The following is a 19,203-nucleotide window of genomic DNA, read 5'->3' as shown; positions in this document are numbered from 1 at the left end:
GTGATGCTCCTCAGTAGTGGATCCGGTAGTGGAGGTGGGTGACGCCGGCGCCGGGGTCGGCGTGGACCAGGGTGAGCCGGACGTGCTCGGGGAGGTGTCCGAAGAGCGGACGGCCGGTACCGAGGAGGATCGGCACCTGGTGCAGGATCACCTCGTCGACCAGGCCCGCTTCGATGGCCGCGGTCAAGGTGACACCACCCTGGACGGCCACGTCCCGATCGCCCGCCAGGGCCCGAGCCTGCTTGATCGCGCCCTGGATCGAGTCGGCGAAGACCTGACGCGGGGAGTCGGCGTACTCGGGAGGCTGCGGTCGGTGGCTGAGCACGACCATCGGGGCCGTCGGGTGGGGGCTGCCGCCGCCGAAGCCCTCGGAATCGTCGTACGTCGTCCGCCCGGTGACGACCGCGCCCACCCGGTTGAGGAGTTGGTCGTAGACGGCGGCGTTGCGCGGGTCGCCGTACCAGTCGAAGAGCATCCCGCCGTCGCCCAGACCTGAGCCGGGCCGGGGGTTGTCGCCCGTGATGCGGCCGTCGACCGAGACGGCCAGGGCTGCGAACACCTTGCTCATGACACCTCCCATTGGAGTTCCTTGAAGAGACCCAACGGTCGAACCCTAGCATTCGGGGTTCCTTTAAGGAACCCCGGGCGTTAGAGTGGTGCGATGCAGCGCACACAATTCGGTGAGATGGCGTGCTCGATCGCCCGCACGCTGGACGTGATCGGCGAACCCTGGTCGCCACTGATCCTGCGCGACGTCTGGGCCGGGATGAGCCGTTTCGACCAGATCCAGGCTGACCTCGGCGTCTCCCGCAAGGTGCTCACCGAACGGCTCAACCACCTGGTCGAGCAGGGCGTGCTCGACCGTCGGCCGTACGACGCGCGCCCACGTTACGAGTACCACCTCACCGAGAAGGGCACCGATCTCGTCGAGATGCTCATGGTCATGGCGCGCTGGGGTGACCGCTGGCTCGCCGGCGCGGCCGGCCCTCCCGTTCTCTACCGCCACCACGCCTGCGGCCGGACCGCCGCCGTGGAACCGCGGTGCAGTCACTGCGGCGAGCCCATGCACGCCGACGACGTCGACCTCCTCCCCGGGCCCGGCTCGGCCCGATGACCGGCACCCGCTCCGTACCGCCCCTGGCACGCCGGACTCCGCCGGGGCAAGAGCCCCGACACCCTCACGGCCGCCGTCGCCGCGGCAGACCCACATCGGCCTGAGGGGTGACGGAGCGTCAGGGGCCGGCTTCCGGCCGCGCCCGCGTCCGGCCGACGGGCGCCTGGGGTCGCGAGAGGAACGCACCCCTACCACTGGCGGCAGTGGGAGCCGCCAGGGAGCTGCCGGGTCCGAGAGCGGCGTGGAAGCCCTCGGAGTCGCCGTGATCGTGTGAAGGAGGGACTGCGTGCGGAAGTTCGGGTGCGGTCCCGCTTGGCGAACAGCGCGCCCAGGCCCTGGGCCCCTTCCCCGGCCGCAGATGGGAAGGGCGTCCGAGCTCCCGTCTGCCGCACAGGCGAGAAGAGGGCCGCGCGGTCGGCGGGGCGGCGCCGGCCGGACCGTCACCGGCTGCCGCTCCAGGCCCGGCGTCCCGGTCCTCCTTCCTGGTGCGGCCGCTCGGTCGGCTACCGAGTGCCCTGGGACGTGGGCAGCCACTCGCTGTAGGCGCGCAGGGCGCGGCGCTGGTGGCGGTACTCGGAGACCAAAGCGATGGCCGGGTGGGCGCCGGGCCTGGGGTCGACGCCGCGGGCGATGCGGCGCAACTGGTAACGGACCAGGGCCATGCTGGCGGCAGAGGCGAGGGCCTTGTCCTTCCAGGTGACCGGTCGCATCTGCCGGTCGGCCTCGCGGTCGGCACGCCAGCGGCTGGGCAGGTCGGGCGTGACGGCCAGGGCGGTTCCCATGCCGATGACCTGCACGCCGCTGCCGAGGACCGCCTCGGCGGTCTCGCGGCGGGTGATTCCGCCGGTGAGCATCAGCGGCACCGGGCTCGTGGTGGCCAGGTCCTTGGCCAGGTCCAGGAAATAGGCCTCACGCGCCGCGGTGCGGCTGTCCGCGGGGCGGCCGGTCATGGCCGGGCTCTCGTAGCTGCCGCCGGACAGCTCGACCAGGTCGACGCCGAGCGGGGCCAGCCACTCGATGACCCGACGGGCATCGTCGGCGTCGAAGCCGCCGCGCTGGAAGTCGGCGGAGTTGAGTTTGACCGCGACCGCGAAGCCGGGGGAGACGACGCCGCGGACGGTGCGGACGACGTCCAGCAGCATGCGGGCCCGGTTCTCCAGGGAGCCGCCCCACTTGTCGGTGCGCTTGTTGACCAGGGGCGAGAGGAACTGGGACAGCAGGTAGCCGTGGGCAGCGTGGATCTCGACACCGTCGAAGCCGGCCTCCTCGGCGCGGCGCGCGGTCACCGCGAAGCGGTTCACGGTGGCGTTGATCTGTTCCGCCGTCATGGGGACGGGCTTGCCGAAGCGGCCGCTGTGCTTGCCGAGGTCGACGCCGGCATCGGAGGGGCCCCACACGACGCCGGGCATGTCGGAGGCGACCTGGCGCCCGGGGTGGTTGATCTGCATCCAGATGGATCCGCCGCCGGTCCGGCCGGCCTTGGCCCACTCGGCGAAGGGCTCCAGCGGCGCGGCGTCGTCGAGGACGACGCCCGCGGGGCCGGTGAGGGCCTCGGCGTGGATCATGACATTGCCGGTGATCAGCAGGCCGGCGCCGCCGGTGGCCCAGCCCCGGTAGAGCTCGATCAGCTGCTTGTCGGGCAGTTGGCCCGCGGCGGCCATGTTCTCCTCCATGGCCGCCTTGGCGATCCGATTGCGCAGCACGGCGCCGGAGCTCAGGTGCAGCGGGGAGAACAACTCGCTGGCCATGGGGGTCTCCCGTCCATCGACTAAGATGTGTACATCGCTTACATTAGGCGACGGATGTGTGCAGTGCAAACATGATGGAGGGTGACCCATGTCACGGGCAGGCGACAGCTACCACCACGGCGACCTGCGGGCCGCCTGCCTGCGCGCGGCACGGGAGCTGCTGGAGGAGGACGGCAGCGCAGCCCTGTCGCTGCGGGCGGTGGCTCGGCGGGCGGGCGTATCCGCGACCGCCCCCTACCGCCACTACCCGGACCGCGAGGCGCTGCTGTCCGCGGTGGCCGCGGAGGGCTACCGCGAACTGGCCACGAACCTGACCGCGGCGCACCCCTCCCCCACGACGCCCGAGGAGCTCGCCGCCGTCGCGGTCGCGTACGTGCGCTTCGCCCTCGACCACCCGGCGATGTTCCGGGTGATGTTCGCGGAGCCCTGTGATCCCGCGAACGAGGACCGGGTCGCCGCCACCGCGGCCATCACCCAGTACGTCCGCGACATCGTCCACGGCGTCTTCCCCGCAGCCGATCCGGAGGCCCTGTCGACCGCGGTGTGGGCGCTGGTGCACGGCCTGGCCTTCCTGCACCTGGACGGCAAGCTCGACGCCTCGACTCCCGACGCGGTGACCGGTCAGGTCCGCGGCGCGGTCCACGCGATACTCGCCGCCTCCGCGCAGGAGGGGGCGCCCCCGGCGTGACCGCGGGGGCGCGCCACCGACGACGGGTGTGGTCATTGCGGCGCCGGAACTGACCCGGATGAGCGCGAGCCCCGGCCGGTCCGAACTGGAACTCGCCTGCGCCGGGACCACCGCGAGGTGGATCACGGCCGAGCGATCCGGGCAGCCGGCCTCTCCGGGTCCCGCCCTGCGGCGCGTCCTCCGACAGCAGCTCCTCCAGCTTGCTGACTGCCCGTCAGGGCGTTCCGGCGTCCGATCCTGCCTGACCGTCCTGCCCAATCCGCCATCGCGGTGTTCACCTCCCACCGACCGGGCCACCGACCTGCGCCCTGTGCCGCCGCGGTCCTCCTACCCACGGCCGGGTCTCCTTCTCCCCTTCCTCGCACGCATCGTCGTCGCGCCCGGTCGCCCGCCCGGTGGGTTGCGGTCACCTCCAGTCGTGCCGGGGTCCACCGCTGGTCCGCCCAGCCGCGGGCCGGCGGACCGCGCTCCGCCCCCCGCTCCGGCCTGGCGATCCGGGCCTCGCCGAGCCGAGGTCTTCCCGGCGACCCCTTCGACAGGTCGTCCGCCCCGCCGCGGCCGGGCCCGGGGCGGGGGGCCGGGGTGCTACCAGCCGATGCCGATGGTCAGTCGGCTCGGCGGGTTGGCGTTGGGCAGGATCTTCACCGAGCTCTGGTCATTGATGTCGTCGTAAGCGAACCCGTAGGCGCGGTGGCCCAGGCCGATGGTGTGGAAGAACCCGGCGTAGTCGTTCTTGGCGACTGGTGCCGGGTAGTACGAGCCGGGCGCGTACCACTGAGCGGTGTTGAGCGCCACGCCGCGGTTGAAGGCTGCGCAGAACTCCGCGCCGAGCTCCAGCTCGGTGCTGGCCATGCCGGCCGAGGCCAGCGCCCCGGAGCAGGCCATCACGTCTGTGGTGGTGGGCTTGTTCAGGTAGAACGGGCCGGTGCCGTCCTTGGTGAACTGGAGCCGGCCACCCGTCACGCGGCCCGTGAAGGTCTGGTTGAGCCGGGTCAGGGTGAACTGGTTCGCGCTGTAGTACGCCCATGCCTGGTCGATGACGGCCTGCAGGTGGCCCGCTTGGGCACCCCCGGGACGGAACGCGGCCGCGGTGCGCGGCGCGGTGATGCGGTAGGGGCCGGCCAACGGGCGGAAGGCCGCGCCGACGGTGGAGCCGTACTGGGCGAGGACCTGGTCACGGGTCAGGGTGATGCCGACGCTCTGGTCGTAGCCGGTGGCGGTCTGCTCCAGGCGGGCGGTGACCGGGAAACCGAACATGTCGACCTGGGTGGTGTTGCCACCGAACGGGATCACGCCGTACTGGTAGGTGAACTCGTACCAGTCGAAGTACACGTCGCTGTTCGGGTCGGCGGGGTTGAGCAGGTCGGGGCCGCCCCAGCCCGCGTCGTCGGGGGAGATCGGGATGTACATCGGCGAGCCGACCGACAGGTACATCCTGGCCCCCTCCAGGTGGGCGGGCAGGGTCACGGTCGCGGCCTGGGCGAGGGAGAAGGACATCGCGGCGTAGTTGCGGCCGTTCTTGGTGAGGTGGCCGGGGGCGGTCTCGTCCAGGTGGTTGATGTGGGCCAGGGTCCCGTCCGGCTTGAGGTACGACCACTGGCCGGGGGCGGCCATGCCCAGCACCAGCACGTAGATCCGGCTGTCCGCCCAAGTGCCGCGGGTGTTGTTCTGGAAGACCACGGGGAAGGTGCCGCCGCCCGGGGGCGGAGTGGTGCCGCCCCCGCCGGGCGGCGGCGTGGTGGCGCCCCCCGAGCCGACGGTGTAGGAGAAGTGCGGGGTGTCGTACAGCGGGCCGCCCTTCTCGTACGTGAACCAGTAGGACAGCAGCGTGCCGGCGGGCAGGCCGATGGTGGTCTTCGACCAGGTGCCGGCCGCGTTGTCCATCCGGAAGTCCTGCTGGCCGGCGCCGTCGACCAGGTAGTGGACGTCGACCAGGGCGGCCTGGGTGGTCGGTCTGAACCAGAACTGCACCTGGCCGCCACCGGAGGCGGTGACGCCCTGGGTGTAGTCGGCCGCGGCACTGGCGGGGGCGGCTCCGGCGAAGGCCGAGACGAACAGCAGGAGCGCGGCCAGGACGAGTCCTGGTATCGAGCGACGGAACGGGGTCATGGCTTCCCTCGGGTGGGGTGGGAGGGGATTGCGGATGAGAGCGCTCTCAGGAGCGTGGCGACGCCCCAGTCCCGTGTCAAGGACTCCGACGAATCATCAATGGCAAGTGGGGGCAAATCCGACGGAAGGCTTCAACTCTTCAACAGAATCTCGTCGCATCGTGTGTAACTCATTGACGAGTTGACGGACATCCACTACCCACCTCTCAGAGAGCGCTCTCAAAAGTTCCCTCCCATCCGAGAGGCAGCCATGACTGCATCCACCCGAGCCCGGTTCGGACCGGGCCGCCTGAGAACCGCCTTCGCCGCCCTGGCGGCGGCGGCCCTGCTCGCCGCGGCCGCCGGCGCCGCGGAGAGGGCCGACGCCTCCGTCCCTTCCCCGGCCGGCTGGACCCAGGTGTTCGCCGACGACTTCACCGGCCCGGCAGGCAGCGGCGTCAACACCGCCAACTGGCGCTACACCACCGGAACCGGCTACCCGGGCGGCCCCGCGGGCTTCGGCACCGGCGAGGTCGAGACGATGACCGCCAGCGCCGCCAACGTCGCCCTGGACGGCGCGGGCAACCTCCGGATCACCCCCGTCCGGGACGCAGCCGGGAACTGGACCTCCGGCCGCATCGAGACCAACCGGCAGGACTTCCAGCCGCCCGCCGGCGGCAAGTTGAAGGTCGAGGCCCGGCTCCAGATGCCGAACGTCACCGGTGCCGCGGCCAAGGGCTACTGGCCCGCGTTCTGGATGCTCGGCGACGGCTACCGGGGCAACTGGTGGAACTGGCCGAGCATCGGCGAGATCGACATCATGGAGAACGTCCAGGGCATCAACAACGAGTGGGCCACGATGCACTGCGGCACCAGCCCGGGCGGCCCGTGCAACGAGAAGAACGGCATCGGCGGGCAGAAGGCCTGCACGCCCGGCACCTGCCAGAACGGCTTCCACACCTACGGGATGGAGTGGGACCGCAGCACCAGCCCCGAGCAGGTCCGCTTCTACCTGGACGGCGTGCAGTTCCACTCGGTGAGCTCGGCCCAAATGGACGCCGCCACCTGGGCGGCCGCCACCCACCACGGATTCTTCATCATCCTGAACGTGGCCATGGGCGGCGAGTTCCCGGCCGCGTTCGGCGGCGGACCGGACGCCGGCACCGCCTCGGGGGTGCCGATGACCGTCGACTACGTCGGCGTCTGGCAGTCCGGCCCGGGCGGGTCCACCCCCACCCCGAGTCCCACCGGCAGCCCGAGCGCCCCGCCCACCAGCAGCCCGGGCCCCACCCCCACCGGCACCCCCGTGCCCGGGAGCCGGGACGCCTACTCGAGCGTCCAGGCCGAGTCCTACGACGGGCAGGCCGGCACCGCCCTGGAGGCGTGCAGCGAGGGCGGCCAGGACCTGACCGCCCTCTCCAACGGTGACTGGGCGCTCTACAAGGGCGTCAACTTCGGCAGCTCGGCCGCCACCCAGTTCCTCGGCCGGGTCGCCAGCGGTGCGGTGGGCGGGGTCAGCGGCCTGGTCGAAGTCCGGCTCGACAGCCGGACCAGCGCGCCCATCGGCTCGTTCGCGGTTGCCGGTACCGGGGGTGGGCAGTCCTGGCGGACCGTTCCCGCGAACATCAGCGCCGTCACGGGCACCCACGACGTCTACCTCACCTTCACCAGCGGCCAGCCGGCGGCCTTCGTCAACCTCAACTGGTTCTCGTTCGGGCACTGACGCCCGGTGCCGGGTCGGTCGGCGGAGCCGCCGCCGGCCGACCCGGCGCCGACTCGCGTCACGAGCGGCTGCTGTCGACCCGAGCACGAGACAGCGGTCGGACGGCGGTCTCGACCGGACCGACGACGAAGGTCCTGCCCGGCTCCGCGGCCGACACCCCTTCTGGCGCACCGCCCGGCTGTCCCGTCTCGCCAAAGCCTGACCGCTGCTGGTCCCCGCGGCCGCGAATGCGCCCCGACGCCGGCTGAACCGCGGCGCCGACCAGCAGCGCCGCGCCGAGGGGTCGACCATGCCGCGATCACCGGAATACGGGTCCCCCAGCTGAGCGGCAGGCAGCTCAGCCCGTTGCGGATCGACACCGCCCGTATCCAGGTCAGCCTTGGGCCGTCTCAGCCGCGGACGGCTCCGGGCATGAGCGGCCGGGCGTCCCGAGTCGACCGCGGGTCAGGTGCACTGGGCGCGGTCAGCGCGGTGCGGGCCTGGTCGCGGAGCCAGGTGTGGGCGGGTCGCTGTCGTAGCGCTGGTGCCACGACAGGTAGACGGGTGCGGGGGAAGGATTCCCGCGCCGGAGGGCGACGACCATGCGGCTCTCCCCCACCTTCTCGGCGCGGACGTCGGCCGCGCCCGGGCGGTTGGCGTTCGCCTCCAGGTCCAGCTCACCGCGCTGCAGCCCCGGGGTGTCGGTGCTCGACTCCGCGACGAACCGCAAGCGCACGCCCGGCGCCTGGGTGCGTACCGCCGCAGGCAGTGCGGGGCCCGCCGTGGCCACCAGGGAGTCGTGCCAGCGGAGGTTGAAGGTGCGCTCCCGTCGTCAGGTCGAGGTCCCGACTCGGCGCCAGCACCTCCTGCGCCATTCAGTCCCGCCGGCTCAACCGACCCTCCAGCGGGCCAGCCTGTAGTCGAAGCTTCCGACCAGGACCTTGCTGTCGGGACTGAAGACGAGAGAATCCGGCATGAAGGGCGCGGGGTCGAGGCTCTTCGCCTGGTCGAGTCCGCGGATGGGGTTCCAGGTGGCCGTGGACCAGATCCGGACACCTCCGGTCTGCTCAACAGCGGCCAGCGAGCCACCGTCCGGGCTGAACACCAGCGCGCAGACCGGATTCGAGGTGAAGGGCAGCGTCTCGACGACCGCACGCGTGGCGACGTCCCATACCTTCACCTCGCCGCGGGACACTGTGGCAAGCGCTTTGCCGTCCGGACTGACCGCGAGAGCGATGACACCGTCCCCGGCGTTTTCCACCGTCGTGGTGAGCGTGCCCCGGCGGACGTCCCAAAAGCGCAGTAGATCATGCTGGTCCAAGGCGGTCGAGGCGACGATGGTCCGGCCGTCCTGAGCGAATGCCATGCTCAGCACTTCTCCTTCGGCCTGATACGTCGGGTTCTCGATCGGATTGACCAGCGTGGCGACCAGTGAGCGGCTCTGGACGTCCCACAGGGTGATCACGCGGTTCCCGCTGTACGCCAGGGTCTTGCCGTCCGGGCTGAACGCGAGGTTCGAGAATCCGGCGCTCTTCTGGTTCTTGTCGCCCTGAAGGGTGGCCGCCTTCTTCCGGGATGCCGTGTCCCACAGCGTGATCGTGGCGAAGATGTCGACGCTGGCGAGCAGGGTGCCGTCCGGGCTGAACTTCGCGGCGGCGGTGAGATTGTCGATGCCCGGCACGGCAGAGCTGCCCAGGGTGGCTGCGACAGCCAGGTCGGTGCTGTTCCACAGCATCAGCACGCCGTCAAAGTCACCTACTGCGAGGAACTTGCCGTCAGGACTGTAGTCCAAGGCGGACAGCATGGTCTTCCACTTGAAAGAGTCCCGGTAGGCGAGTTCCTCCGGAGTGCTGGACGGCGTGGGGGTGGCCGTCAGACTGGATGAAGTGCTCGGACCCGCCGTAACCGGCGGTGAGGTGCTCGGCGAGGGTGTCGGCGGCGGGAGTGTCCCCGAACCACCTGCCTCCGGGGAACCCGAAGTCCGCATCAGTGCAAGTGGCACCGCAGTGGCCGCGACCGCACCCGCGCCGAGTGCGCCGAACAGGAGCGTTCGTCTGCTCGGGCGCCGGCGCGCCGCCGGATCCTCGCCAACACCCTCATCCGCCGGAGGATCCGCTGCACCGGGTGTCGACAGGAGCGGTGCAGGCCCGGCCGGCACCTGGAGCGCGGTTACGGTCGACAGATCCTGATTCGCCGTACGCCGGGCCAGAACAACTGTCCCGGTGTCGGACGCCACCAGCTGCCCCCCGGCCTCGTCCAAACCGAGCAGGCCGATGATGCTGGCCTGCTGCTCGTCGATCCGGGCATGTACAGCATCGGGCCACGGCCGCACGGACGGGGTCAACGGCCCGAACGCGCCGGCGATCCCCTCCGGCGTGGGCCGGAGCGACCGGTCCTTGGACAGGCACCGCGCGACGAGGTCGCGCAGCTCCGCCGGGACAAGGGAGAGGTCGGGCTCGGTGTGGACGACGTTGTAGAGCGTCTGCGGCGCGGAGGTCCCGGCGAACGGGCTGCGGCCGGTGGACGCCTGGACCAGCACCGCACCGAGCGAGAACACATCGCTGGACGGTGTCAGCTCGTGTCCTTCGGCTTGCTCCGGAGACATGAAGGCCGGGGAGCCGACGAGCCAGCCGGTGTGGGTGATCTCGGTACCGCCCTCGCTGTCGGTGGCCCGGGCGATCCCGAAGTCGATGACCCGGGGCCCGTCGGCGGCAAGCATGACGTTGGACGGCTTGAGGTCACGGTGGATGAGCCCGGCGTGGTGAATCCCGCCCAGCGCGGCGGCCAGCCCGACGGCCAGGCGCACGACCGCCTCCGACGGCAATGGACCGGTCTCCGACACCACATCGCCCAGGGACGGGCCGGAGACAAAGACCGATGCCAACCACGGCAGCGGCGCGTCTGCGTCCGAATCGACGACAGCCGCCGTGTACGCACCGGACACCCGCCGTGATGCCTCCACCTCACGGCGGAAGCGCGCACGGAATCCGTCGTCCTCCACGAACTGTGAGCGCACCACCTTGACCGCGACCAGCCGCCCATCCGGCGCGACGCCCAGCAGCACCCGCCCCATGCCGCCCCGCCCCAACTCGGCCACCAGCCGATACGGGCCGACCGTCAGACGGCCCGCATCCCTCAACGGCTCCATCGGCCCCCCGACACGTTGATGTCTATATCCTGCAACTCCGTTTGTGCGAGCACCAGTTGCTTACACTGACGCGAGCATCTCATATCCCGGTACGGCAGCGGAGGCTTCGGTGACCTCTCCTTTCGCCGCCATGGACTTGCGCCCGTACCGGGCGGGCCACAGCGGTTCGCCGATCTTCCGGCCGAGCGCGTCGTCCTCGCTGTCCGCGATGGCGGGCAGGTCGATGATCGACAGCTCGAGGCGGGTCAGGAGAACAGCCTGCCACCACTCCCACAACCGCCCCCGCATCGTGGGTGACGGGCGTCGGCGTCGTCCTTCGAGGATGTCGAACCGGTTCGCGGCCTTCGACCCGGGGTGCAGGTTCAGGCCGAGCTGGGGAGTACGAGGCGATCATGATCCGGTGCGCCAGGTACGACAGCGGCACCGTCAGCAGCCGGATCGACTCCCCCGCGGCGATCCGCTGGAACGCCTGGTCGATCAGATCCAGGTGCCGGGCCTGCATCTCCTTCCGGTCGGTGAGGACCGCGGCAAGCGACCCGGGCGAGTGCCGCATCGCCAACTCCCGCTCGACCGCGGCCAGCCGGGTACGCAGCGCCGGCGACGCCCGGGCGGCGATCTCGCGGCACCGCTCCGCCGGCAGCACCCGGTACTGCTCGACCAGGGCGTCAACGCCGCTCACCCTTCGCCCCGCTCGGCATCCGGGTCGGTCAGCGCGATCAACGCCGTCGGCTCCTCGGCACCGCGCGGGGAAAGCTGGACCGGTCCCGGGCGGTGATCGACGGCTCCCACCATCAAGCTCGTCGGGGCGGCCCAAATCCGGGCCGAGGCCGGTCGACCGCGCCCGGCCCGGCTCCAAGCACCACGTCATCAGCGACGCGCACGGCACCCCGCTCGCCATCACGCTGACCGGCGGGAACCGCCACGGCGTCACCCAGCTGCTGCCCCTGCTCGACGCGATCTCGCGCGGCCGCGGAGCCACGGGCCGCCCGCATCACCGCCCACGCCAACCGTTCGCCCGACCGGGGCTACGACTTCGACAAGTACCGCCGCCTGCTGCGGAAGCGCGGTATCGAGCCGGTCATCGCCCGCCGCGGCGTGCCGCACGGCTCCGGCCTGGGCACAGCTCTCAGCACCCACGACAAGGCGAGTTCAACCTGATCAGCCCTCGTTCGCCGCCGCGGGGGCGATGGCCGGGCCAGGGGTGTTCCACTTCTCCTCGATCCGCGCGAACCTCCACACGGCGAGTGCGATGAGCCAGGTGGCGAGGAACAGGCCGACGATAGCGAAGCCGACGGTGTTGAGGTCCAGGCCGGAGATCCAGTCCCAGAACCGGCCGTGGAGGTGGAGTTTGTCGGCCAGCAGGCCGAGCAGTTCGACGGTGCCGATCACCAGGGCGACGGCGACCGACAGGCCGGTGACGGTCAGGTTGTAGTAGATCTTGCGGGCGGGTTTGGAGAACGCCCAGCCGTAGGCGAAGTTCATGAACGAGCCGTCGATGGTGTCCAGCAGGCACATCCCGGCGGCGAACAGCACGGGCAGGCACAGGATCGCGTACCACGGAAGGCCGGAGGCGGCGCCGGAGCCGGCGAGGACGAGCAGGGCGACCTCGGTGGCGGTGTCGAAGCCGAGGCCGAAGAGCATGCCCAACGGGTACATCTGCCACGGCTTGCTCACCGAGTTCGTCACGCGGCCGAGCAGGCGGTTCATCAGGCCGCGCTTGTCGAGCTGCTCCTCCAGCGCACCTTCGTCGAGGTGGCCGGCGCGCATCTGGCGGAACACCTTCCACAGGCCGACGAGGATGGCGAGGTTCACGATCGCGATCAGGTACAGGAAGGCGCCGGAGACGGCGGTGCCGATCAGGCCGGTGATCTGGTGGAGAGCGGAGCCGTCGTCCTGGAGGGGACCGGCCAAGGCTTTGACGCCGAGTGAGAGCACGACGGCGAGGGCGAAGACGACGGACGAATGCCCGAGGGAGAACCAGAAGCCGACCGACAGCGGCCGCTTGCGCTGTTCCATGAGCTTGCGGGTGGTGTTGTCGATGGCGGCGATGTGGTCGGCGTCGAAGGCGTGGCGCATGCCGAGTGTGTAGGCGGTGACGCCGATTCCGACGCCGAAGGTCTTGGTGCCCAGGGCGTGGTGCGCGGGCGCGACGACGGTGACCAGGACGATCCAACCGATGACGTGCAGGGCGACGATGAACGCGGCCATCCCCGCCAGGCGACGCCACTCCCGGCGGGTGATGGGGACCTTCGCGTGTGGGGTGGCCTGCGGCTGGGTGAGGGGGGCGGGTGAGGAGGCCACGGGCGTCCTTCCGGCGTGGGGCGAGTGTCCGCGCGGGTGCGTCCGGCTCGTACGTGCACTATCACCGCAGGAAGTGGCCCTGTCACGGGGCGCGCCGGGGGCGTGTGAGAGTGCGTGGTTGGCGTCCGGTCCGCCGTGGGACCGGGAGCGGGAGCCTCCGGCTCCGGCCCGGGAGGGTTCTCGGCGGCGTGGTTGCGCCGTGCGGATGATCCCCCGGCAGGTCGGGGCGGTACCGGTGCTGGGCGGGGCGGGCGGGCGCGAAGGTGGCTCTGGGGCGTCTTGCCCCGTTTCCGCTCCTGTGCCGGGCCGGGTCCGCCGGTCGTGCGCCGTCCGGCCGTGTTCCTGGAGGCCCGTGTGGCGGCAGCGCGATTCCTTGCCAGAACAGGTGCCGCCGCAGCGGCCACCCTGTGCCTGCTGACGATCGGGGCACCCGCCGCCGACGCCCACCCGCTGGGCAACTTCTCCCTCAACCACTACCTCGGCCTCACCGTCCGGCCCGGCAGCGTCGAGGCCCTCGCCGTCACCGACGCCGCCGAGATCCCCACCCTCCAGGAGCAGCCGAAGGTCGACCGCGACGGCGACGGCACCGCCGACGACGCCGAACGCGCGGCCTGGGCGGCCCAGCAGTGCAGCCTGACGGTCCAGCGCCTGCGGGTGACGACGGGTCCGGACGCACAGCCGCTGACCTGGCGGACCGACTCGGCGGCGTTCCGTTACGAGCACGGTTCCGCCGGGCTGCGCACCAGCCGGCTGGAATGCGTGCTCCACACCGACCTGCACCTGCCCGTCGCCGGGAGCGAGATCCGGGTGGACAGTGGGAGCCAGGCGGGCCGGGTGGGCTGGAACGAGATCACCGCCCGCGGCGAGGGGGTGTCGCTGGAGGACTCCGACGTCCCCGCCGAGTCGGTCTCCAAGGAGCTGCGGGACTACCCGAGGGACCTGCTGGACAGCCCCAGCGGCGTCACCCGCGCCCGGTTCCGCGCCAAGCCGGGCGGCGGCGCCGCACCGGCGGGGGCGGGGGCCGTCCGGGCGGACGGCTCCGGGCCGACGGCCTGGCTGGCCGGCCTGGACACCCGCCTCGCCAGCGTCGGCGCCGCCGAGCGGCTGACCGTCCCCCTGGGCCTGCTCGCGGTCCTGCTCTCCATCGTGCTCGGCGCCGGGCACGCCCTGCTGCCCGGGCACGGCAAGACGGTGATGGCGGCCTACCTGGCCGGCCGGCGCGGGCGCACCCGCGACGCCGTCACCGTGGGCGCGACCGTCACGGTGACCCACACTGCCGGGGTCATCGTCATCGGCCTGGGCCTGACCACGTTCTCCTCGCTGGCCGGTGACGTGCTGCTGGGCTGGCTGGGCGTCCTCAGCGGCGCCCTGGTCGCCCTGGTGGGAGCGGGCCTGCTGCGCGACGCCGTCCGCCGCTCCCGCCACGCCCGCACGCTTGCCCGCCTTCCGCACCCCCAAGCGGGCGTCGACAACGCCGAGGCCAGGGAGTTGGCGCACACGGCCGCCCACGCTTCGGGCACCCCGCACGACCACGACCCGGAGCCCGAGCCGGACGGCCGCCACACCGGCTCCGACCCGCACCACGCCCACGCCCGTACGGCCGTCGCCGACCACGATCACCCGCACCACCACGATCACGACCACGGGCACGGTCATCCGCACGATCACGGGCATGGCCACGAGCACGGTCATCCGCACGTCCACGGCCGGGTCGGTGAACTGGCGCACAACCACCACGGTCACCGTCACGGCCTGTTCGGCGGCCATCACCGGCACGACTCCGCCCCGGCGAGTCGGCGCAGCCTGATCGGTCTCGGGATCGCCGGGGGTCTGGTCCCCAGCCCGTCCGCGCTGGTGGTGCTGCTGGGCGCGGTCGCCCTCGGCCGGACGCTGTTCGGCGCGGCCCTGGTGGTCGCGTACGGCGTGGGCATGGCCGCCACCCTCACCGCCGTCGGCCTGCTCCTGGTCCGGGTCGGCGACCGGCTCGCCGCGGTGCAGGGCGGGCCGGTAGCCGGGCGCATCCACCGGCTCGCCCCGTACAGCGGGCTACTCACCGCACTGCTGATCCTGACCGTCGGGCTGGGGCTGGTCGTCCGCAGCCTGCCCGCGACCCTGTGAACGCCCGTACCCGTCGAAGGAAGACCCCCGTGGACCGCAGCCGTACCCGCCCCACCCCGTTCCTGCTCCTCGCCGTCACCGCCGCGCTGCTCACCGGCTGCGGCAGCGAGCGGGACGGGAGCTTCGACGCCCAGCCCGACACACCGTCGCCGACCTGCCTCCAGCACCAGGAGCAGCAGCCGGGCAGCAGGTACACCGGCGGCGAGAAGTCGGATCCGACGGCCGTGCTGGAGATGATGCGGTTCTACACCGCGAACGGGACCAAGGCGTACTGCGACGGCAGGGCGCCGACGGCCGTCGACCGCCGGTGGACGGATCTGTACACCGGTCTCGGTGGCGACGCGGGACACGTGGCGGCACCGCCACCGAAGTGACGGGCCCCGTCGGCCTGCGGTTCAGCTCCCGGGCGTGAGTTCGGCCAGGGCGGCGCGGGCTGCGGGGGCGTGCAGCGGGTGGAAGGCGGGGTTGGTCGCCAGGGCCGTCCCGAACTCGGTGCGGGCCTCGTCGTTCCGGCCGAGTGCGCGCAGGATCGCGGCGCGATGGTAGTGGAAGAGGGCGTTGCGGGTGCCGAGGGCGAGGGCCTGGTCGGACTGGTCGAGTGCTTCCGCGTCGCGGCCGACGGCGTGCAGGGCCCAGGCGTAGGCGTCGTGGGTGTCCAGGAACGGGCGGGTCCGCAGGCCCTGTTCGGCGATGGCGACGGCGGCGGCCGGGTCGCCGTGGTCGGCCTCGAACAGGGCGGCGTCGGCGTCCAGGACGACACCGTTGTCGGTGAGCAGCTTCCACTCGCCGCGCAGCACCCGGTACTGCTGCTCGGCCTCGTCGCCGCGGCCGAGCGACTGGAGCAGCTCGCCGAGTTCGAGCACGTACTCGGGCTGCGGGACCTGGGCGGTCGCGCGCCGCAGGTCGGTGACGGCTTCGTCGTCGTGGCCGACCGCGGCCTCGGCCCGGCCCTTGGCCTCCAGGAGCGAGGCGGTGCCGGGCGCGGCGCGCAGGCCCGCTTCGGCTTGGGCGAGGGCGGTCTTGGCGTCGCCGCTGTCCAGGGCCAGCAGGCTGAGGTGGTAGAGCGCGAAGGCGCGGTCGGCGGAGGTGTTGGCGTCGTCGAGGGCCCGTTTCATGGTGGCGGTGGCGGCCGCGATGTCGCCGCGCAGCTCCCACGTGTAGGAGGCGCGGGCGAGGGAGGGGGTGCCGGGTTTGAGGTCGACCATCCGTTGGACGGCGTCGAACGACTCGGGGTAGCGGCCGAGTTGGGTGTAGGCGTCGGCGAGGGTGCCGTAGAGGGTGGAGCTGTCGGGGTTGATCGCGACGGCCCGCTGCGACCAGTCCAGGGCCGCGGTGAAGTCGTGGCGGGCGGCGGCGAGGGCGGCCATGCCGGCCATCGCGGTGAAGTTCTCGGCGGGGTCGGTGTTCAGCGAGCGGGTGAGGATCTCGTCCGCCTTGGGGTAGTACGACGGGTCGGCGGTGATCCTTGCCTGCTGGACGTAGGCCAGGCCCAGGGAGGCCATCGCGAGGGCGTCTCCGGGCGTGTTCTTCAGGTGCTCCTGGAAGCCGCGGATGTCCGCGGCCAGGCCGGCTCCGGAAGCGTCCTGGCCGGCGGGCCGCTCCTGTCCGGCCGGAGCTCGGCCGCCCTGCGGGGCGAGGCCGAGTCCCCCGGCGAGGAACAGTCCCACGCCGAGGGCGGTGGCGACGGCGGCGGGCAGCAGGCGGGGGCGGTTCACTGCGGCACTCCAGGCGGTCGGGGGTGGGACGGGGGCTCATGCGGTCGGGGTGTCGTTGCCATGGGCCGGGGGCGCGGCGAACACCACCAGGTTGGCGTCGTACGAGCGCTGTGCGCGGTCGTAGCTGCCGCCGCAGGTGATCAGGCGCAGGCTCGGTCCGGCCGTGTCGCCGAAGACCTGCTCGTCGGGGAACGCCTGCTTGTCGTAGCTGCGCAGGGCCTGGACGGTGAAGGAGGAGACCGTTCCGTCCGCGGCCTGCACCTCGATGGCGTCACCGGGGCGCAGGACCGACAGGCCCGCGAACACCGCGGGGCCGGTGCGGGAGTCGACGTGGCCGACGATGACGGCGGTACCGGGCCCGCCCGGGGCGGGGCCCTGGCTCCACCAGCCCGCGACGTCCGGGTCGGCGGGCGCAGCGAGGTGCCCGTCGTCCTGAACCTGCAGCTCGCCGAGGGCGGAGTCGAGACCGATCCGGGGGATGCGGAGCCGGACGGGCGGGGCGACCGGCGGGCGGGCGGCTCCCGTCCCGGGCACGGTCGGCGAGGTCGGTGCGGCGGCGGGGGCCGCGCCGTGGACGGTGGCGGGCAGTTCGCCGACGTCGGCGACCCGCGCAGGGGCGGGCGACGCCGGGCGGTCGGCGACGGCCGACGCACCGAGCCCCGCCAGTGCGAGCCCCGCTGCGACGGCCCCGGCCCCCGCCAGGCGGTGCGGCCCGGCCGCCCGAAGTGCCGCGCCCGTGCGCGCCGCGCCCGCACCTGACCGGGTCGCGGCGGCCCTCGCACGGGCGAAGCACGTCGTGAGGGCAGCTGCCAGCCGGGTGCGCACGACGGCCGGCCGGCCGCTCGCGGGGAGCGGCCGGCCGGCCCGTTCGGGCGGGTTCACGAGCGGGCGGAGCGGCGGCGCAGGGCCATCGCGCCCGCGGCCGACAGCAGCGTGCCGCCGGCCATGGCGGCCACCCCGGCGAGCGGGAAGCCGCCGACGGACAGGCCGCCGAAGCCGGCCTCGACGGAGCCGCCCGGGTTGTCGGAGACGGCCTGGTTGACGGCGGCGGTGTTCGGCAGCGCGACGTAGGGGAAGTGGTGGCCGAAGGCGTGGTCGTTGGCGTTCACGCCGTCCCCGGCGGCCAGCGCCGGGACGAGGGTCCCGGTCTGGGCGGCGCCCTCGGCGGCCTGCAGGGTGATGTCGACGACGTCGTCGGCCAGGCGGCGGCCGTTGGGGAAGCCCGCCAGGTCACCGGCCAGCACGCCGAGCCGGTTGGGGGCGGCGGCGGGGGCGACGCCCATGTTCAGGCGCAGTTCCTCGGAGGGCACGAAGGCGTCCTTCTTGACGTCCTTGTTGAGCAGCTGCGAGTTCAGGTCGGCCTGGACGGGCCCGCACGCCTTGCAGACGCCGGTCAGGAAGATCTCCACCAGGTCGTTGCGCGGCGCGGCCGGGGCGGGGATGCCGTAGATGCCCTGGACGAGCTTGGGCACGATCGGGTCCTTGACCTTGTCGACCACCGGGGTCACGGTGTGGTCCTTGTCCGGGGTCAGGGCGTTGAAGGCGTCCTTGTACTTGATCGGGACGACGACCTCGTTGACGAGCGGGTTGCCCAGCCGGGAGACCTGGCGCCAGGCGCCCTCGGCCTTGCCCTCGCCGCCCTTGTCCCCGCCGGGCTTGCCCTCGCCGCCCTTGTCCGAGACGACGGCGCCCTTGCGGTCGGTGGTGGACCAGACGCCGATCACCGGGTTGTGCGCGGCGTCGCCCTTCAGCGCCAGGGCCTTCTTCGGGACCTGGATGGCGATGGTGTTGACGTTGTAGCCGGTCAGGGTGTCGTGGCCGGACTCCTTCAGGTTCCCGCCGTAGAGCAGGTCGAAGACCCGAAGGTCGAGGAAGAACGGGTCGTCGGCCTGCCCGGCGAAGCTCTGCCCGCCGTCGGGGAGGTCCACGACGGCCTGCTTGCGCAGCGAGCCGTAGTCGGGCATCGACGCCTTGCCGACGTTGGACGGCGCGACGGGCGCGTCCTTGAGCAGGACCTTGCACGTCCCGTCCGGGCCGGTGACCGTGAGGGTGTAGCTCTGGCGGAAGTTCAGCGTCGCGTCGTCCAGCGACTTCACCACGCCGGTGTTGTACAGGAACTGGTTGGCGTCGTCGCGGTAGTGGTTGGCGAAGGTCCACGTGTAGGTGGTGTCGGGCTTGCCGTCGCCGTCGCTGTCGATCCTGATGTTGTAGCGGGCGTCGTCGGCGAACGGGTAGAAGTTCGGGCCGCCGTTGGGCTCCTCGAACGGAATCCAGTTCGCCACCAGGGTGACGGTGTCGGGCTTGTCCGGGCTGACGAACGCGTACACGTCCGTGTTGTCGGCCCGCGGGTCGCCCGCGATCAGCGGTGCTTCCCGGTGGCTGGAGGCGTGGCCCACGCCGGGGGCGAGCCCGGCGAGGGCGCCGGCGGCGGCGAGGGCCAGCACCCCGAGGCCCGCCATGGGCTTCTCGGAACGGCGGGCGAGGGAGGACAGCTTCGAGGACGGCGGACGCTGCATGGCCTGTCTTTCGTGAGAGGGGACCCGGATCTCACCGCGCGGCCCGGGTGGGGCCGACACGCTCCG

The 19,203-nt window shown here is 72.3% G+C and carries 15 protein-coding genes and 2 pseudogenes; 7 read left to right on the top strand and 10 right to left on the bottom strand.

The window, feature by feature from the left end:
- Positions 1–10 precede the first annotated feature (10 nt).
- Positions 11–568 (bottom strand): dihydrofolate reductase family protein, encoded by a 558-nt coding sequence (locus BX266_RS35495; protein ID WP_099906777.1) that lies wholly within the window; start codon positions 566–568, stop codon positions 11–13.
- A 93-nt stretch (positions 569–661) separates the two neighbouring features.
- Here BX266_RS35495 and BX266_RS35490 point away from each other — a divergent pair, with 93 nt between their 5' ends.
- Entirely contained in the window at positions 662–1,114 is a 453-nt protein-coding gene (locus BX266_RS35490) for a helix-turn-helix domain-containing protein (protein ID WP_099906775.1), read from the top strand.
- Positions 1,115–1,617: 503 nt separating this feature from the next.
- Here the strand turns inward: BX266_RS35490 and BX266_RS35485 are convergent.
- Positions 1,618–2,862 carry an NADH:flavin oxidoreductase/NADH oxidase family protein gene (locus BX266_RS35485; protein WP_099906773.1) on the bottom strand — a complete coding sequence of 415 codons (1,245 nt, stop codon included), beginning with the start codon at positions 2,860–2,862 and terminating at the stop codon, positions 1,618–1,620.
- A gap of 88 nt (positions 2,863–2,950) precedes the next feature.
- On the opposite strand from BX266_RS35485, the gene BX266_RS35480 reads away from it, so the two are divergent.
- Positions 2,951–3,550, top strand: coding sequence for a TetR/AcrR family transcriptional regulator (locus BX266_RS35480; RefSeq protein WP_099906771.1), 600 nt, complete (start codon positions 2,951–2,953; stop codon positions 3,548–3,550).
- Positions 3,551–4,135: 585 nt separating this feature from the next.
- Here the strand turns inward: BX266_RS35480 and BX266_RS35475 are convergent.
- Positions 4,136–5,659 (bottom strand): glycoside hydrolase family 64 protein, encoded by a 1,524-nt coding sequence (locus tag BX266_RS35475; protein ID WP_099906769.1) that lies wholly within the window; start codon positions 5,657–5,659, stop codon positions 4,136–4,138.
- Positions 5,660–5,908: 249 nt separating this feature from the next.
- On the opposite strand from BX266_RS35475, the gene BX266_RS35470 reads away from it, so the two are divergent.
- Positions 5,909–7,360 carry a carbohydrate-binding protein gene (locus BX266_RS35470; protein ID WP_099906767.1) on the top strand — a complete coding sequence of 484 codons (1,452 nt, stop codon included), beginning with the start codon at positions 5,909–5,911 and terminating at the stop codon, positions 7,358–7,360.
- Between the two features lie 389 nt (positions 7,361–7,749).
- Here BX266_RS35470 and BX266_RS35460 read toward each other — a convergent pair.
- The 3 genes and pseudogenes from BX266_RS35460 to BX266_RS35450 all read right to left on the bottom strand — a co-directional run.
- Positions 7,750–8,208: pseudogene (locus tag BX266_RS35460) on the bottom strand (hypothetical protein); the annotation flags it as partial.
- Positions 8,209–8,228: 20 nt separating this feature from the next.
- A complete protein-coding gene (locus tag BX266_RS35455) occupies positions 8,229–10,487 on the bottom strand; it encodes a WD40 repeat domain-containing serine/threonine protein kinase (RefSeq protein ID WP_099906763.1) in 2,259 nt (752 codons plus the stop codon).
- A 60-nt stretch (positions 10,488–10,547) separates the two neighbouring features.
- Entirely contained in the window at positions 10,548–10,763 is a 216-nt protein-coding gene (locus BX266_RS35450) for a hypothetical protein (RefSeq protein ID WP_143687076.1), read from the bottom strand.
- A 124-nt stretch (positions 10,764–10,887) separates the two neighbouring features.
- Between BX266_RS35450 and BX266_RS39440 the strand changes: the two genes are divergently transcribed.
- Both BX266_RS39440 and BX266_RS39115 read left to right on the top strand, forming a co-directional pair.
- A complete protein-coding gene (locus tag BX266_RS39440) occupies positions 10,888–11,262 on the top strand; it encodes a hypothetical protein (RefSeq protein WP_143687075.1) in 375 nt (124 codons plus the stop codon).
- Positions 11,229–11,606: pseudogene (locus BX266_RS39115) on the top strand (transposase); the annotation flags it as partial. The gene BX266_RS39440 and the pseudogene BX266_RS39115, both read left to right, overlap by 34 nt.
- A 39-nt stretch (positions 11,607–11,645) precedes the next feature.
- On the opposite strand, the gene BX266_RS35440 reads toward BX266_RS39115, so the two are convergent.
- Positions 11,646–12,728 (bottom strand): HoxN/HupN/NixA family nickel/cobalt transporter, encoded by a 1,083-nt coding sequence (locus BX266_RS35440; protein WP_099908670.1) that lies wholly within the window; start codon positions 12,726–12,728, stop codon positions 11,646–11,648.
- A gap of 414 nt (positions 12,729–13,142) precedes the next feature.
- On the opposite strand from BX266_RS35440, the gene BX266_RS35435 reads away from it, so the two are divergent.
- Positions 13,143–14,906 carry a nickel/cobalt transporter gene (locus BX266_RS35435; RefSeq protein ID WP_259465013.1) on the top strand — a complete coding sequence of 588 codons (1,764 nt, stop codon included), beginning with the start codon at positions 13,143–13,145 and terminating at the stop codon, positions 14,904–14,906.
- Between the two features lie 29 nt (positions 14,907–14,935).
- Positions 14,936–15,280 (top strand): hypothetical protein, encoded by a 345-nt coding sequence (locus BX266_RS35430; protein WP_099906755.1) that lies wholly within the window; start codon positions 14,936–14,938, stop codon positions 15,278–15,280.
- A gap of 21 nt (positions 15,281–15,301) precedes the next feature.
- Here the strand turns inward: BX266_RS35430 and BX266_RS35425 are convergent, their stop codons facing one another.
- From BX266_RS35425 to BX266_RS35415, 3 genes are read right to left on the bottom strand one after another with little or no spacing between them, the layout of a single operon-like run.
- Positions 15,302–16,621: a tetratricopeptide repeat protein gene (locus BX266_RS35425; protein WP_099906752.1), complete on the bottom strand. Its 1,320-nt coding sequence runs from the start codon at positions 16,619–16,621 to the stop codon at positions 15,302–15,304.
- A 36-nt stretch (positions 16,622–16,657) separates the two neighbouring features.
- Positions 16,658–17,503, bottom strand: a complete 846-nt coding sequence (locus tag BX266_RS35420) for a class F sortase (protein WP_099906750.1) — start codon at positions 17,501–17,503, stop codon at positions 16,658–16,660.
- Positions 17,500–19,137, bottom strand: coding sequence for a DUF4331 domain-containing protein (locus tag BX266_RS35415; RefSeq protein WP_099906748.1), 1,638 nt, complete (start codon positions 19,135–19,137; stop codon positions 17,500–17,502). The genes BX266_RS35420 and BX266_RS35415 overlap by 4 nt, the downstream gene beginning before the upstream one ends.
- Positions 19,138–19,203 lie beyond the last annotated feature (66 nt).

Origin of the sequence: Streptomyces sp. TLI_171, from assembly GCF_003610255.1 — a bacterium.
In the GTDB taxonomy this organism is placed as follows: Bacteria; Actinomycetota; Actinomycetes; order Streptomycetales; family Streptomycetaceae; genus Kitasatospora.
Note: the sequence above shows the minus strand (reverse complement) of the source record. Positions and strands in the feature narration are given on the sequence as shown.